Below are 15156 nucleotides of genomic sequence, written 5' to 3'. Positions count from 1 at the left end.
GCGAGATGACGACCACCGCTGTCCGGGAGCCGGTCCGCCCGGCTCCCCCCGGCGCCCCGCGCCGCCCCCGCCCCGGCCGTGTCCGCCGGATCGGACTGCCCTACCTGCTGCTCCTGCCCGCCCTGCTCCTCGAACTCCTCGTCCACCTGGTGCCGATGGTCATCGGCATCGTGATGAGCTTCAAGGAACTCACGCAGTTCTACATCCGCGACTGGGGCACCGCCCCCTGGACCGGCCTCGGCAACTACCAGGTGTCGGTGGACTTCAGCGCGCCCGTCGGCGAGGCCCTGCTGCACTCCTTCCTGGTCACCGTCGCCTTCACCCTGCTGTCGGTCGGCCTGTGCTGGCTCGTCGGCACCGCGGCGGCGATCTGCATGCAGGACACCTTCCGCGGCCGCGGCCTGCTGCGGGCCCTGTTCCTGGTGCCGTACGCGCTGCCGGTCTACGCGGCCGTCATCACCTGGGTGTTCATGTTCCAGCACGACAACGGCCTGGTGAACCACGTCCTGCACGACCAGCTCCACCTCACCGACAAGCCGTCCTTCTGGCTCATCGGCGACAACAGCTTCTGGGCCCTGCTCACCGTGTCCGTGTGGAAGGGCTGGCCGTTCGCCTTCCTCATCGTCATGGCCGGACTCCAGAACATCCCCAGGGACCTGTACGAGGCGGCGGCCCTGGACGGGGCCGGGGTGTGGCAGCAGATCCGCCGCATCACCCTGCCTTCGCTGCGGCCCGTCAACCAGGTCCTGGTGCTGGTGCTGTTCCTGTGGACCTTCAACGACTTCAACACGCCGTACGTCCTGTTCGGCAGGGCCGCCCCCGAGGCCGCCGACCTGATCTCGGTCCACATCTACCAGGCCTCGTTCGTCACCTGGAACTTCGGCACCGGATCCGCGATGTCGGTCCTGCTGCTGCTCTTCCTGCTCGTCGTGACGGGCGTCTACCTCGTGCTCACCTCACGCGGACGGAGGGCCGCCTCCGATGCCTAGCTCCCCGATGGCCCCGCCGCGCTCGTTCCTGTGGACCCGGCGCGTGGTCCTGACCCTGCTCACCGGGTTCGTCCTGCTGCCGGTGTACGTCATGGTCTCCAGCTCCCTCAAGCCCCTGGCCGACGTCACGGGCGAGTTCCGCTGGCTGCCCAGCGGCCTGACGATCCGTCCGTACGTCGACATCTGGTCGACGGTCCCGCTGGCCCGCTACTTCGTGAACTCCCTGATCGTGGCGGGCGCGGCGACCGTCTGCTCGGTGGTGATCGCGGTCTTCGCCGCGTACGCCGTCAGCCGCTACGACTTCCGCGGCAAGCGCGTCTTCACGGTCACCGTGCTGTCCACGCAGATGTTCCCCGGCATCCTCTTCCTCCTCCCGCTGTTCCTGCTGTACGTCAACATCGGCAACGCCACCGGCATCGCCCTGTTCGGATCGCGCGGCGGGCTGATCCTGACGTATCTGACCTTCTCGCTGCCGTTCTCGATCTGGATGCTGATCGGGTACTTCGACTCGGTGCCGCGCGATCTCGACGAGGCGGCGCTCGTGGACGGCTGCGGACCGCTCGGCGCGCTGTTCCGGGTGGTCGTGCCGGCCGCCGTCCCCGGGATCGTCGCGGTCGCCGTCTACGCCTTCATGACGGCCTGGGGCGAGGTGCTGTTCGCGTCGGTGATGACCAACGACGCCACCCGCACGCTCGCCGTGGGACTCCAGGGCTACTCCACGCTCAACGACGTGTACTGGAACCAGATCATGGCCGCCTCGCTGGTGGTGAGCGTGCCCGTGGTCGCCGGTTTCCTGCTGCTCCAGCGCTATCTGGTCGCCGGGCTGACGGCGGGCGCCGTCAAGTGACAACTCCGTTCACCCTGAAGGGACTTACGTGACCATCGACCTCGCCGCACTCCCGCACGACTTCCTGTGGGGCACGGCCACATCGGCGTACCAGATCGAGGGGGCCGTGGCGGAGGACGGCCGTTCGCCGTCGATCTGGGACACCTTCGCCCACACCCCCGGGAAGATCGCGGGCAACGACCACGGCGACGTGGCGTGCGACCACTACCACCGCTGGCGCGAGGACATCGCCCTGATGCGCCAACTCGGCGTGGGCGCCTACCGGTTGTCGATCGCCTGGCCCAGGGTCGTGCCCGGCGGCGACGGACCGGCGAACCCCAAGGGCCTGGCCTTCTACGACGAGTTGGTCGACGGTCTGCTCCAGGCGGGCATCACCCCGTCCGTCACCCTCTACCACTGGGACCTCCCGCAGGTGCTCCAGGACCGCGGCGGCTGGCCCGAGCGGGCGACCGCCGAGCACTTCGCGTCGTACGCCTCCGTCGTGGCCGAGCGTCTCGGCGACCGCGTCACCCACTGGGCCACCCTCAACGAGCCCCTGTGCTCGGCCTGGATCGGCCACCTCGAAGGCACGATGGCCCCCGGCCTGAGGGACCTGACCGCCGCCGTCCGCGCCTCCTACCACCTGCTCCTCGGCCACGGCCTCGCCGCGCGCGCGATCCGCGCCGCCGCCCCGGACGCCCAGGTCGGCATCGTCAACAACCTCTCCACGATCCACCCCGCCACCGACCGCCCCGAGGACATCGCCGCCGCCCACCGTATGGACGGTCACACCAACCGCTGGTGGCTGGACCCCGTCCACGGCCGCGGCTTCCCCGAGGACATGCGCGAGGTCTACGGCGTCGAACTCCCCGAGCGGCCGGGCGACTTGGAGACGATCGCCGCGCCACTGGACTGGCTGGGCCTGAACTACTACTTCCCGCAGACCGTCGCCCACGACCCCACCGGACCGGTACCCCGCGTCCGCACGGTCCGCCGTATCGGCGTCCCCCGCACCGGCATGGACTGGGAGATCGACCCGACCGGCATCGAGGACCTGCTGATGCGCCTCACCGACGACTACGGCGCCCGCCGGCTCTACGTCACCGAGAACGGCTCCGCCCACCCCGACGTCGTACGCCCCGACGGCACCGTCGACGACCCCGAACGCCAGGACTACCTCCTCCGCCACCTCGCCGCCTGCGCCTCCGCCGCCCGCCGGGGCGCCCCCCTGGCCGGCTACTTCGCCTGGTCACTCCTCGACAACTTCGAATGGGCCTACGGCTACGACAAGCGCTTCGGCCTCGTCCACGTCGACTACGCGACCCAGCGACGCACGATCAAGGGCTCGGGCCACCGGTACGCGGAGATCATCCGCGCACACGGGGGACGGGCGCGGAGGGCGGCCTGAGGCCGGGGGAGATCCGGGGGAGGCGCGGGGAGACCCGAGGGAGAGAGGGGCGGCGGTCCGGCCAAAAGCGTTTGCCGTGCCGCCGCCCCTCTGAAAACCTCACGGCGATGCCCACTTTCCCAGCTCCCGACGGCACGCTCCTCACCTACCACCTGGCCGGTGAAGGGCCGCCGCTGGTCTGCCTGCCCGGGGGCCCGATGCAGGACTCGGCGTACCTGGGCGACCTCGGCGGCCTGACCGCCCACCGCACCCTGATCCGGCTGGACCTGAGGGGCACGGGCCGCTCGCACCGGCCCGCGGACCCCGCGTCGTACCGCTGCGACCGCCAGGTCGACGACGTCGAGGCCCTGCGCGAGGAACTCGGCCTGGACCACCTCGACCTCCTCGCCCACTGCGCGGGCGCCAACCTCGCCGCCCTCTACACGGCCCGCCACCCCGACCGCGTCGCCCGGCTCGCCCTGATCACCCCCAGCGTCTACGCCGTCGGCCTCGACATCACCGCCGACGACCGCCTCCGAACCGCCCGCCTGCGACGGCACGAGCCCTGGTTCCCTCCCGCCTACACGGCCCTGGAAGCCGTCACCGAGGGCCGGGCCACCCCGGACTCCTGGCAGTCCGTCGCCCCCTTCTGGTACGCCCGCTGGGACGAGGAGTCCCAGGCCTTCCGCGCCGCCGAGGACGAACAACGCAACAACGAGGCCGCCGGCGTCTACGCCTCCGCCGGCGCCTTCCACCCACCGACCACGAGAGCGGCCCTGACCGCGTTCACGGCACCGGTCCTGGTGCTGGCGGGCGAAGCCGACGTGGCGGGGCCTCCGCGCGTGATGTCGGAGTACACGGGCCTGTTCCCGAACGCCCGACTGGTCGTCCAGCCGGGCGCGGCGCATTTTCCGTGGCTGGACGACGGGGAGCGGTTCGTGGGGGCGGTGGCGTCGGCCCTCGCCGACACGGTCCGGGGATGACCTAGGGACGTTCCGGGTCCACGCGGATGCGCCTGGTGGCGATCGCCGCCAGGGTGCCCGCGGCGAGGCAGGCGGTCATCACGGCCGCCATGGGAGCCGGGCTCCGTGTGCCGAACAGCCCGACCACCGGGGAGACGGCCGCGCCGAGGAGGAACTGCCCGCCGCCCAGCAGCGCGGAGGTGGCCCCGGGGGCGGCACGTCCGCGACTCTGGGCGACCGTGATCACGGCCGGGAAGAACACACCGAACGCGCTGATGGTGACCCACAGGCACAGCCATGTGAACGCCAGGGTGCTGCCGACGCTCGCCTGCACGACCAACAGCGCCGCCGCCCCCGCCGTGGCCCCCGCGCCGCTGAGCACGAGGAGGGTCTCCGGGGACCGACGCGCGGCCAGGCGGCCGTAGGCCAGGCTTCCCGCCATGTTGCCGAGGGCGTTGACGCCGTAGACGAGGCTGGAGAGGGCCGGGGAGAGGTGGTGGATGTCCTGGAAGACGAAGGTGGTTCCGGCGATGTAGGCGAAGACGGCGGCTCCGCCGAAGGCGACGGCCAGCACCGGGGTGAGGACGGCGCGCTGCGCGGCCACGCTGCCGAGGGAACGCAGACTCGCCACCGCCCCTCCCGCGAGCCGGGCGTGGGGCGGGTGGGACTCGGGGATCCACCGCCACACCCCGAGGGCCAGGAGTACGCCCATCAGGGCCAGGACGGCGAACAGCCAGCGCCAGGACACCACCAGCAGCAAGGCGCCTCCGGCCAACGGTGCCAGCACCGGGGCCGCCGCGGTGATCGCCCCCAGACGGGAGTAGACCGAGGGGAGGTCGCGGTCGTCGAAGAGATCGGCCACGACGGCACGCGAGACGACGATCCCGGCCGCGCCCGCGATGCCCTGCCCCACGCGTGCGGCGTTGAGCACGTCCACGGTGGGCGCAAGGGCGCATATGACGGAGAAGACGGCGAACAGCACGGATCCGCCGACCAGGACGGGCCGACGGCCGACCGCGTCGCTGAGCGGGCCCAGGAGGAGTTGCCCGAGGATGATGCCCGCCAGGAAGCCGGTCAGCGACAGCTGCGCGCCGGAGGCGTCGGTGGCGAGGGAGCGGGCCAGGTCGGGGAGGGCGGGGACGTACATGTCCGTGGCCAGGGGACTCACGCCGCTCAGCCCGGCCAGGACCGTCAACAGAGCTGGTCGTGCCGGCGGTTCGGGGGACGGGTACCGAAGTCCCGCTGCCGCCCTGCCGGTTCGGCGAGCGGTCACAGCGCCGGTGCCGCCCCTTCGCCCCGCGCGGACCCACGGCGGTCCTCGACGGCGACCTCGGCCTCCGCCACCTGCTCCAGCAGCCCGGCGGCGATCCGCAGCACCCCGCGCTCGGCCGGCGACAGGGTTTCGCGCAGTGCCGTCGCCAGCCAGGCGTTGCCGTCCCGTACGTGCTCCCGCAGCGCCTCCCGGCCCGCGTCGGTGATCTCGATGTTCTGGCGCCGGGCGTCCACCTCACTGCGCGAGCGGTGGATACGCCCCTGGCCCTCCAGTTCGTTGAGCACCCGGGTCAGCGACTGGGTCTGCAGCCCCTCGACGGCGGCGAGCTCCGAGGGGGTCAGCGCCCCGCTGTGCCGCAGGTTGGCCAGCACGGACGCGGCCAGTCGTGTCAGGGGCCGGCCGGCCCCCGGTTGCTCGGCGCGCAACCGGGAAGCCAGTCGGGAGACCCCCCAACGCAACGCCTCCGCCAGGATCAGGTCCTCCGACGCCTCTTCCGGAACATCAGCCATACTTACGAAGCTAGTGCTTGGTAAGTACCCGGATCAATGGCCTGTTCCGTTGGATTCGAGAAGCGTTTGCTTGTCAACCGAGGCGGCGTATGACTAGCAGTCCCGGAACTCCGGCGACTGGTTCAGCACCTGCGACCGCACCGACGTGAACTTCGCGTAGCTCTCGCCGTCGACGGAGTCCGGGCGGAAGGCCGCGACGCGGTGGCAGTTCTGGAAGGCGAGGGCGATGCCGAAGTGGCGCTCCAGGCTGCCGCGGATGGCGTCGCTGGCGAGGGCGCGCAGGAGCTGGCCGCGCTCCTTCTCGGAGGGGGGAGGGGTCTGGTTGTCGGTGAACTCGGCGATGCCGGCCTTGAGTTCGGTGGCGAGGGAGGCGACGAGGTCGTAGGCGTAGGGGAGGGAGGTGCGGACGGTGGCCACGAAGTCCTCTTCGCGGATGTCGCCCTGCTCGGCCTCGGCGAGGAGTTCGGGGGAGACGTCGAGAGACATGTGAGGGGGTCCTGTTCTCTTGTGGTGCGGGTGGGGGGAGTTCTCTTGTGGTGAGAGGGGCTCTTGTGATCAGGGGGCGGTCAGACGAGTCAGAGGGCGTTCAGACGAGTCAGGGGGTCGTCGGGCGAGTGCCGCCGGGCCCGGGACGAAGCCCGGGTCCACCTGGGTGGTCAGGTCCAGGCCGGTCGACGCGTTCGCCCAGGAGCGGGCGTTGCGCAGGTGGAACTCGACGGAGTGGCGGTGGAGGGTGTCCCAGTCGCGGGGGCGGGAGTCGACGGCCTCGCGCAGGAGGCTCAGGGCGTGCCGGTTGTGCGGCTCCAGGGTGTCGAGGTCGTCCTCGCCGCGCCCCTGTTCCGCGGCCCGCACCCAGGAGGAGTGGACCAGGTGGGTCAGCAGGTCGTCGCCCACCTGCTCCTTGAGGAAGAGCAGGTCGTCCTCGCCGGTCACCTTGTTGCCGACGACGGCGATCCGGATGCCGAACTCCTGGGCGTGGTCCCGGTACTGGCGGTAGACCGAGACGCCCTTGCGGGTCGGTTCCGCGACCAGGAAGGTCAGGTCGAAGCGGGAGAACAGGCCCGAGGCGAAGGCGTCGGCGCCCGCCGTCATGTCGACGACGACGTACTCGCCGGGGCCGTCGACCAGGTGGTTGAGGTAGAGCTCCACCCCGCCGAGCTTGGAGTGGTAGCAGGCCACTCCGAGGTCGCTCTCGTCGAACTCGCCCGTGACCATCAGCGGCACGTCACCCGCGCGCCGGACGTGCCGCGTGTGCAGCTCGTCGTCCCCGAGCAGCCGCAGAAGGCGCGAACCGCGGCCCGGAGGAGTGGTCTTGATCATCGCCTCGGTGGAGGCGATCCGCGGGTTGGTGCCGCGCAGGTACTCCTTGATCTCGGAGAGATGGGCACCGAGGGGAGGCGCGCCCAGGTCGTCCCCGTCGTGGCCCAGCGCCTCGGCCAGGTGTTGGTTGATGTCCCCGTCGACGGCGAGAACCGGCGCGCCCGAGCGCGCCAGATGCCGGGAGAAGAGCGCCGACAAAGTGGTCTTGCCGCTGCCACCCTTGCCGACGAACGCGATGCGCACTACCGCTCCATCTTTTTGAAAATGGATGTCATGTCGTTAGGTTTTAGGCGTGTTGTCGATCACTGTCAAATCGCCCCCTGATCAACCTCTTGCGCTTAATGCATATGATGTGCAAGTGCGTGACTACAGCATCAGGGCGGCGAGCCCGGACGACCTCGAAAGTGCGCGAGCCGTGATGCTCGACACCGTCTACCGCGACTTCGGAACCGGCTACGTGCCCCGATGGCACGCGGACATCATCGATCCGGCCGCCGCCTATCTCGCCCCCGCCCGTCACACCCTGCTCGTCGCCGTCGACCCGGCCGACGGAGCCGTCGTGGCCACCGCCGCGCTCGACTCCCGGGGCCCGGCCCACCCGCCGAACCCGCGCCACCTCGCCGAGCGCTTCCCCTCCGGCGAGACCGCCCAGCTGCGCCGGGTGTACGTCCGCCCCGAGCACCGCAGGCGCGGCCTCGCCCGCCGACTGGTGGAGGAGCTGCTCGCCTTCGCCGCCGCCGACGGCGGCTACCGCTCCGTCTACCTCCACACCGACCCGGCCGTCCCGGGCGCCGAACCCTTCTGGCGCTCGCTCGGCAAGGTCGTGCACGACGAGCGCGAGGACCCGGACGGCGGGAACCACGTCGTCCACTTCGAGATACCGATGGGGCGATGACCACCGTGCGACGCCGACACATCCTGGGCTCCCTGCTGCTCGCCCCGCTCCTGACCGCCTGCTTCGCCTCGGGCGGCGGCGACTCCGCGGGCGACGCGAAGGACGGCACGCGCCTCCGGGTCGCCCTCGCCTTCCCGCCCGCCGAGAACCTCTCGCCGTACGGGGCCGACGCCACCATCCTCAGCCGCCTCGGCGTGACCGAGGGCCTGACCGCCCTGGACGCCAACGGCGCCGCCGCCCCCGCGCTCGCCGCGTCCTGGCGCCGCGAGAACGACCGCACCTGGCTGTTCACCCTGCGCGAGGCCACCTTCCAGGACGGCTCCGAGGTCACCCCGAAGGCCGTCGCCGCCGCCCTCACCCACGCCACCGAGGCCAAGCCGGCACCCGCCGCCCTGGCCGGTGTCACCCTCACCGCCCAGGCCGCCGGCACCGCCGTACGGATCACCACCGGCGCCCCCGACCCGGTGCTGCCCCTGCGGCTGTCCAGCCCCAGCCTCGGCGTCCTGTCCCCGAAGGCCTACGACGCGAAGGGTGCCGCCGACCCGGTCGGCACCGCCACCGGCCCCTTCGAGCTGACGAAGGTCAACGGCTCCACGTCCGCCACCCTCGCCCGCTTCGACGACTACTGGGACGGCCGCGCCCAGGCATCCGGCGTCGACGTCCGCTTCATCGCCGACGGCACCGCCCGCGCGAGCGCCCTGCGCACCGGCGAGGTCGACGTCGCCGAGGCGGTCCCGGTCGCCCAGGCCGCCACCCTCGACAAGAACACCCGCAAGGAGACGGCCACCACCCGCACCACGAGCCTGCTCCTCAACGCGCGGTCGGGCCCCTTCAAGGACCCGGGGCTCCGGGCCGCCGCCCGCGCGGCCGTCGACACCTCAGCGCTCGCCCAGGGCGTGTACGAGGGGCACGCCGACCCCGGCGCCGGCATCTACGGACCCGCCCTCACCTGGGCCGAGGGCAAGCGGCAGCAGCCGGCCGGACGCGCGAAGGCCGGCGCCCCGAACGGGGCGCGCATCACCCTCGCCACCTACGACAACCGGCCCGAACTCCCCGAAGTCGCCCAGGTGCTCAAGCAGCAGCTGGAGAAGGCCGGGTTCAAGGTCGCGCTGGAGGTGCGCGAGTACTCGCGGCTGGAGAGCGACGCGCTGGAGGGGAAGTTCGACGCGTTCGTCCTCGCCCGCAACACCCTCGTCGACACCGGCGACCCCGTGGCCGTCCTGGCCGGCGACTACACCTGCGACGGCGGCTTCAACATCGCCCAGCTGTGCGACAAGGACGTCGATGGGGCCGTGGCGAAGGCCGAGGGCATCGCCGACACCGCGAAGCGGCAGGACGCGGCCATGACCGCCGAGGCCGCGATCCTCGGCACCGACGCCGTCGTCCCGCTGGTCCACCAGCGGATCATCACCGGCGTCGGCGGCTCGGTCAGCGGTGTGCTCCTCGACCCCTACGAGCGCACCCTCCTCGGCACCGGAACGCGGCGCTGACCCGTGCGACGGCAAGTGACCGCACTCCTGTGGCGTGCCGTGCTGGCGGTCGCCCTCGTGTGCGGCATCGGCCTGCTGCCCTGGCTGACCCGCACCGACCCCGCCCTGACCGTCCTGAAGGCCCGCTCGGCCGACCGCGACCCCACGCCCGAGGTGCTGGCGGACATCCGCGCCCGACTCGGCCTGGACCAGGGCCCGTTCCACCTGCTCGGACAGTGGCTGGGCGGGCTGGGGCACGGGGACGCCGGGCGGTCCTGGCTCAACGGCACCGAGGTCACCCCCGCGGTGCTCCAGGCCCTCGGCGTGTCCCTGCTGCTGATGGCGGTGGCCCTCGTCGCGGCCGCGGTCACCGCCACCCTGGTGTGCGCCCGAACCCTGTGGCTCGGCGCGCGCCGCGGCCTGCACGGGCGGCGTGCGGGAGGCGGCGGCTCGGCGGTCCTGGCCGCTCTGCCCGAGTTCCTCACCGCGTCCGTCCTCGCCACCGTCGTCGGCGTACACCTGGGCTGGCTGCCCGCCCTCGGCTGGTACGGGCCCGAGTGGACGGTCCTGCCCGCGCTCGCCCTCGGCCTGCCCGCCGGGGCCGTGCTCGGCCGGCTCCTCGACGACCTGCTGCCCGGCGCCTTCACCGAGCCGTGGGCCCTGGCCGCCGACGCCCGAGGAGTGCCCGGCCGGCGCATCGCCCGCCAGTCGGTCCGCCGCTGCCTGCCCGGACTGCTGCCCAACCTGGGCCTGTTCGTCGTAGGCCTGACCGGCGGCGCCGTCGCGGTCGAGCAGATCTTCGACATCCCCGGCCTCGGCCGCACCACCCTCCAGGCCGCACTCGCCCAGGACCTGCCCGTCCTCCAGGCCGGCACCCTCACCCTCCTGCTGCTCGCCGCCACGGCCGCCGGACTCGCCGCCCTCGCCACCCACCGCCTCACCGGCCCCGCCCTGCGCGACGGAGCGCTGTCCTCCCTGCACCGCCCGGCACCCCCGGCCCGCCGGACCCTGCCCCTGGTGTACGGCGGACTGCTCCTCGCCGTCGTCGCGCTCGGCCTGCCCCGCGACCCGCTCGCCCTGGACACCACCGCACGCCTCCAAGCTCCCTCCGGAACCCACCCGTTCGGCACCGACGCGCTCGGCCGGGACGTCCTCGCCCGGGTCTCCCACGGCGCCCTCGACACCCTGCTGCTCGCCGCCGCGATCAGCGCCGCCGCCCTGCTCACCGGCGTCCTGCTCGGCCTGCTGCCCCGGGTCTCCGGCCCGCTCGTGGATACCGTGAACGCCGTACCGCCCGTCCTCCTCGCCCTCCTGGTCACCGCCGTCGCGGGCAGCGGAACCGCCACCCCCGCGCTCGCCGTGGGAGCCGTCGCCTGGGCGCCCCTCGCGGCGCACACCGCCGCGCTGCTGCGCCAGGAACGCGCCGCCCTCCACCTCACCGCCACCCGCGGACTCGGCGCGAGCCGTGCCTACCTGCTGCGGCACGAACTCCTGCCCGCCGTGCTGCCGCCCGTCACCCGCCACGCCCTGCTGCGCCTGCCCGGCATCGCGCTCGCGCTGGCCTCCCTCGCCTTCCTCGGCCTCGGCGCCCAGCCGCCCTCCCCGGAGTGGGGCCTCCTCCTCGCCGAGAACCAGCCCTATGCCGAACGCGCCCCCTGGGCCGTCCTCGCCCCCGCCGCCGTCCTTGCCCTGCTCGGGGCGTTCGCGGTGAGCGCGGCGGGCGGGGTGCGGTGGCGCGGGCGGCGCCCCCGACGTCGTACCCCCGCGACCGCGGTCGAACTGCCGTCCCGAACACCGGAATTGGTGGGAACCCCATGACCGTCCTGACGACCGGCACGCGCAAGGCGGCCGGGCGTGACCGGCTCTCGCCGCTGCTGCGGCTGCTGATCCTCACTCAACTCGCCTTCAACGTCGGTTTCTTCGCCGTGCTGCCGTTCCTGTCCGAACACCTCGGACAGGCCGTGGGGATGGCGGGCTGGCTGGTCGGGTTCGTGCTCGGGCTGCGGACCTTCAGCCAGCAGGGGCTGTTCGTGGTCGGCGGGGCGCTCGCCGACCGGTACGGCATCCGGCCGGTCGTGCTCGCCGGATGCGTGCTGCGGATCGCCGGATTCGCCTGGCTCGGGTACGCCGCGCAGACCTGGTCGGTGATCTGCGCGGTCCTGCTGATCGGGTTCGCGGCCGCGCTGTTCTCGCCCGCCGTGGAGTCCGAGGTGGCCCGGCAGGCGGTCGTCCACGAGGAACAGGGCGGCTCCCGCACCCGCGTGCTCGCGCTGTTCACCGTCGCCGGACAGGCCGGCGCCTTCGTCGGACCGCTGCTCGGCGCGCTGCTGCTGTCGGTGGACTTCCGCACGGTGTGCCTGGCCGGCGCGGGGATCTTCGTCCTCGTCCTCGCCGGGCACGCCTGGCTGCTGCCGCAGCACATACCCGGCCGGGAACGCGTCGAGGTGCGCGGCGGGATCGGGCCGCTGCTGCGCAACCGGCGCTTCCTGGCGCTGTGCTGCGCCTACGGCTCCTACCTGCTCGCCTACAACCAGCTCTATCTGGCCCTGCCCGCCGAGGTGGAGCGCGCGGCGGGCTCGCAGGCGCCGCTGGCCTGGCTGTTCGCGCTGTCGTCGCTGCTGGTGGTGACCGCCCAGCTGCCCGTCACCCGCTGGGTGGGGGACCGGCTCGACCTGCGCCGGTCGATGGTGACCGGACTGCTGATCATCGCCGCCGGGTTCGCGGTGGTGGCCGCGGCCCGGCCCGCCGGCTGGACCGGTACGGCGGGACTGCTGCCCGCGGCCGGCCTCGTCGTCCTGCTGACCCTCGGCCAGATGCTGGTGGCCCCGGTCGCCCGCGCCTGGGTGCCCGACCTCGCCGAGGAGGGCCGCCTCGGCCTGTACATGGGGGCGCTGTCCTCGGTGTCCGGACTGATCGTCCTGGTGGGCAGTTCGGCCAGTGGCACCCTGCTGGACAGCGGTTTGCCGGTCGCGGTGCCCTGGCTGGTGCTGGCCGCGGTGCCGGCGGCGGCCGTCGCGCTGCTGCCGCGGCCCGCAGTCACGGGTGGCGGCCCCCGATAGTAGGGTCCGGCCATGGAGACCCAGGACGTCCGTGTGGAGATCGCCGGGTCGGCGGACCAGGAACTGGTCGACGCCCTCGCCCGGATGCTGCCGCAGCTGTCGCGGACCGCCGCACCTCTCGACCTCGCCGCGGTCGGGCGGATCCTGTCGTGCGACGCGAACACCGTGCTCGTCGCCCGAGCGGGCGGCCGGATCGTCGGCACCCTGACCCTCGTGATGTTCCCCGTGCCGTCCGGGCTGCGGGCCCGTATCGAGGACGTGGTCGTCGATCATGAGGCCCGTGGTCGCGGAGTCGCCGGGCTGCTCACCCATGAGGCTCTGCGGCTGGCCCGGGAGGCCGGGGCCCGTACCGTCGATCTCACCTCCCGCCCGGACCGGGCGGCGGCCAATCGGGTGTACGAGCGGCTGGGCTTCCGGCGGCGCGGGTCGAGCGTGTACCGGGTGCCGTTGAGGGGGTGACGTTCCTTTGAAGGGGTGACGTTCCTTCAGGACGCCGGGACCGGCTCCGCCACCAGCTCCAGCATCTCCGTCACGACGGCCCGCTCGGCCCGGTGCGTGCGGTACAGCCACAGGATGTCCCGGCCGAACGACCAGACCAGCGCGGCCAGGGCGACCGCGACGACGGCGAAGGTCCCCGCGTACGGCAGCAGACCCGACGCGGCCAGCAGCAGCAGGACACCCTGGAGCGCGGCGACCGTCTTGCGGGCCGTGCTCGGTGGCAGCGGGGCGTTCAGCCACGTCCAGGCCCGGGCCGCGGCGACGAAGCCGTAGCGCATGGCGCCGATCAGCAGCACCCACGGGCCCAGCGACATCGACATGTACACACTGAGCACCAGGATCAGGAACGCGTCGACCTCCATGTCGAAACGCGCGCCCAGCGGGGTCGAGGTGCCCGTGGCGCGGGCGACCTTGCCGTCCACGCCGTCCAGGATCAGCGCCACCGCCGTCAGACCGACGAACACGGTCACCGGCGGCGAGCTCTCGAAGGAGTCGGCGACCAGCGCGGTCACCGCGCCGACCAGCGTCGCCCGGCCGAGCGTCACCCGGTTGGCGGGCCCGAAGGAGCGCGGCCGCGTCCGGTGCAGGGCCCGCGAGAGCACCGCCCAGGTGGCGATGGCGAAGGCGAGGCCGGTCAGCCAGCCCGCCGGCCCCAGGCCGATCGCCGTTCCGAGCAGGGCCAGCAACAGGATCTGCAGGCCCGCTCCCACCGCGGTCTCCTGCTGGACCAGCCTTGCCTCGTAAGTGTTGTTCAGGGCCACCGCACATTCCTCCGGCCAGGTGACAGAGTCGATCAAGGCCGCGTACTGTGCGCGGCCTGTGCACACCTCGGTACGTGAACAGCTTCCCGATCGTTCAGGAGGATGCCGATGAAGCGCACCGGACGTGCGTTCTGGCTCAGCTCTCCGGGCCACGGCGAGATACGCCACGTGGCCCTTCCCGACCCCGCCGAGGACGAGGTCGTCGTCCGTTCGCTCTGCTCGGGGGTCAGCCGGGGCACGGAGACACTCGTGTTCCGCGGCGGCGTCCCCGAAAACCAGTACGCGGCCATGCGGGCCCCCTTCCAGGACGGTGACTTCCCGGGCCCGGTGAAGTACGGCTACCTCAGCGTCGGTGAGGTGGAGGAGGGGCCCGAGGCGCTCGTCGGCCGTACGGTCTTCTGCCTCTACCCGCATCAGACGCGCTACGTCGTCCCCGCGAGCGCGGTGACGGTCGTACCGCCGACCGTGCCCGCCGAACGGGCGATCCTCGCCGGCACCGTCGAGACCGCCGTGAACGCCCTGTGGGACGCCGCGCCCCTGGTGGGCGACCGGATCGCGGTGGTCGGCGGCGGCATGGTCGGCAGCTCGGTCGCCGCGCTGCTGGCCCGCTTCCCCGGCGTCCGCGTCCAGTTGGTCGACGCCGACCCCGCCCGCGCGAAGACCGCCGAGGCCCTCGGCGTCGACTTCGCCTCCCCCGCCGACGCCCGCGGCGACTGCGACCTCGTCGTCCACGCCAGCGCCACCGAACAGGGACTCGCCCGCTCCCTGGAACTCCTCAGGGCCGAGGGCACGGTCCTCGAACTGAGCTGGTACGGCGACCGGAAGGTGAGCCTCCCGCTCGGCGAGGCCTTCCACTCCCGACGGCTCGTCATCCGCAGCAGCCAGGTCGGCACCGTCTCCCCGGCCCGCCGCTCCACCCGCTCCTACGCCGACCGCCTGGCTCTCGCGCTCGACCTCCTCGCCGATCCGTCACTCGACGCGCTCATCACAGGGGAAAGCGCGTTCGAGGAACTGCCGGAGGTGATGCCGAAACTGACCTCTGGGGAGATTCCGGCCCTGTGTCACCTCGTGAGGTACGACAAGAGCGCCTGACCTGAGAAAAGAGTGAGAGGCCGCTGAACACGGGGAAGCGAAGAGCCGTACTACACGGCATCCCCCGGAAGGGATCAGCAGGGGGACCAGACGCGCCGCACCTGGAGGGTCGTCCG

15 protein-coding genes are annotated in these 15156 nt (G+C 72.6%); 10 read left to right on the top strand and 5 right to left on the bottom strand.

Going from position 1 to position 15156, the window contains the following annotated elements; translation table 11 throughout:
* The first annotated feature begins 5 nt into the window (after window positions 1-5).
* From K4B79_RS00815 to K4B79_RS00800, 4 genes are all read left to right on the top strand, one after another.
* A complete protein-coding gene (locus K4B79_RS00815) occupies window positions 6-989 on the top strand; it encodes a carbohydrate ABC transporter permease (protein ID WP_232024184.1) in 984 nt (327 codons plus the stop codon).
* Between the two features lie 7 nt (window positions 990-996).
* Complete coding sequence (locus K4B79_RS00810; RefSeq protein WP_232024727.1) at window positions 997-1836, top strand: carbohydrate ABC transporter permease; 840 nt, start codon at window positions 997-999, stop codon at window positions 1834-1836.
* A gap of 28 nt (window positions 1837-1864) precedes the next feature.
* On the top strand, window positions 1865-3223 hold the full coding sequence (locus tag K4B79_RS00805) for a GH1 family beta-glucosidase (protein ID WP_232024183.1): 1359 nt from the start codon (window positions 1865-1867) through the stop codon (window positions 3221-3223).
* A gap of 107 nt (window positions 3224-3330) precedes the next feature.
* Window positions 3331-4185: an alpha/beta fold hydrolase gene (locus K4B79_RS00800; RefSeq protein ID WP_232024182.1), complete on the top strand. Its 855-nt coding sequence runs from the start codon at window positions 3331-3333 to the stop codon at window positions 4183-4185.
* Between the two features lies 1 nt (window position 4186).
* Here K4B79_RS00800 and K4B79_RS00795 read toward each other — a convergent pair whose 3' ends face one another.
* The 4 genes from K4B79_RS00795 to K4B79_RS00780 all read right to left on the bottom strand — a co-directional run bounded on the left by K4B79_RS00795 (window position 4187) and on the right by K4B79_RS00780 (window position 7509).
* The gene (locus K4B79_RS00795; protein WP_308280350.1) at window positions 4187-5437 is read right to left on the bottom strand and encodes a multidrug effflux MFS transporter; all 1251 of its coding nucleotides are present in this window, start codon (window positions 5435-5437) and stop codon (window positions 4187-4189) included.
* On the bottom strand, window positions 5434-5946 hold the full coding sequence (locus K4B79_RS00790; protein WP_232024180.1) for a MarR family winged helix-turn-helix transcriptional regulator: 513 nt from the start codon (window positions 5944-5946) through the stop codon (window positions 5434-5436). Before K4B79_RS00790 ends, K4B79_RS00795 begins: the two co-directional genes overlap by 4 nt.
* 93 nt (window positions 5947-6039) lie before the next feature.
* Window positions 6040-6432, bottom strand: a complete 393-nt coding sequence (locus tag K4B79_RS00785) for an SCO5389 family protein (protein WP_232024179.1) — start codon at window positions 6430-6432, stop codon at window positions 6040-6042.
* A 69-nt stretch (window positions 6433-6501) separates the two neighbouring features.
* Window positions 6502-7509: an ATP-binding protein gene (locus K4B79_RS00780; RefSeq protein ID WP_232024178.1), complete on the bottom strand. Its 1008-nt coding sequence runs from the start codon at window positions 7507-7509 to the stop codon at window positions 6502-6504.
* A gap of 115 nt (window positions 7510-7624) precedes the next feature.
* Here K4B79_RS00780 and K4B79_RS00775 point away from each other — a divergent pair, with 115 nt between their 5' ends.
* From K4B79_RS00775 to K4B79_RS00755, 5 genes are read left to right on the top strand one after another with little or no spacing between them, the layout of a single operon-like run.
* Window positions 7625-8161, top strand: coding sequence for a GNAT family N-acetyltransferase (locus K4B79_RS00775; RefSeq protein ID WP_232024177.1), 537 nt, complete (start codon window positions 7625-7627; stop codon window positions 8159-8161).
* Complete coding sequence (locus K4B79_RS00770; RefSeq protein ID WP_232024176.1) at window positions 8158-9651, top strand: ABC transporter substrate-binding protein; 1494 nt, start codon at window positions 8158-8160, stop codon at window positions 9649-9651. The genes K4B79_RS00775 and K4B79_RS00770 overlap by 4 nt, the downstream gene beginning before the upstream one ends.
* A 15-nt stretch (window positions 9652-9666) precedes the next feature.
* Window positions 9667-11448: an ABC transporter permease subunit gene (locus K4B79_RS00765; protein WP_374208403.1), complete on the top strand. Its 1782-nt coding sequence runs from the start codon at window positions 9667-9669 to the stop codon at window positions 11446-11448.
* The gene (locus tag K4B79_RS00760) at window positions 11445-12689 is read left to right on the top strand and encodes an MDR family MFS transporter (RefSeq protein ID WP_232024174.1); all 1245 of its coding nucleotides are present in this window, start codon (window positions 11445-11447) and stop codon (window positions 12687-12689) included. The genes K4B79_RS00765 and K4B79_RS00760 overlap by 4 nt, the downstream gene beginning before the upstream one ends.
* A gap of 12 nt (window positions 12690-12701) precedes the next feature.
* Window positions 12702-13148, top strand: coding sequence for a GNAT family N-acetyltransferase (locus K4B79_RS00755; RefSeq protein WP_232024173.1), 447 nt, complete (start codon window positions 12702-12704; stop codon window positions 13146-13148).
* Window positions 13149-13174: 26 nt separating this feature from the next.
* Here the strand turns inward: K4B79_RS00755 and K4B79_RS00750 are convergent, their stop codons facing one another.
* The gene (locus K4B79_RS00750) at window positions 13175-13948 is read right to left on the bottom strand and encodes a CDP-alcohol phosphatidyltransferase family protein (RefSeq protein ID WP_232024726.1); all 774 of its coding nucleotides are present in this window, start codon (window positions 13946-13948) and stop codon (window positions 13175-13177) included.
* A gap of 108 nt (window positions 13949-14056) precedes the next feature.
* Between K4B79_RS00750 and K4B79_RS00745 the strand changes: the two genes are divergently transcribed.
* On the top strand, window positions 14057-15040 hold the full coding sequence (locus tag K4B79_RS00745; RefSeq protein ID WP_232024172.1) for a zinc-dependent alcohol dehydrogenase: 984 nt from the start codon (window positions 14057-14059) through the stop codon (window positions 15038-15040).
* Window positions 15041-15156 lie beyond the last annotated feature (116 nt).

Origin of the sequence: Streptomyces lincolnensis (assembly GCF_021173675.1) — a bacterium.
Taxonomy (GTDB): Bacteria; Actinomycetota; Actinomycetes; order Streptomycetales; family Streptomycetaceae; genus Streptomyces; species Streptomyces lincolnensis_B.
Note: the sequence above shows the minus strand (reverse complement) of the source record. Positions and strands in the feature narration are given on the sequence as shown.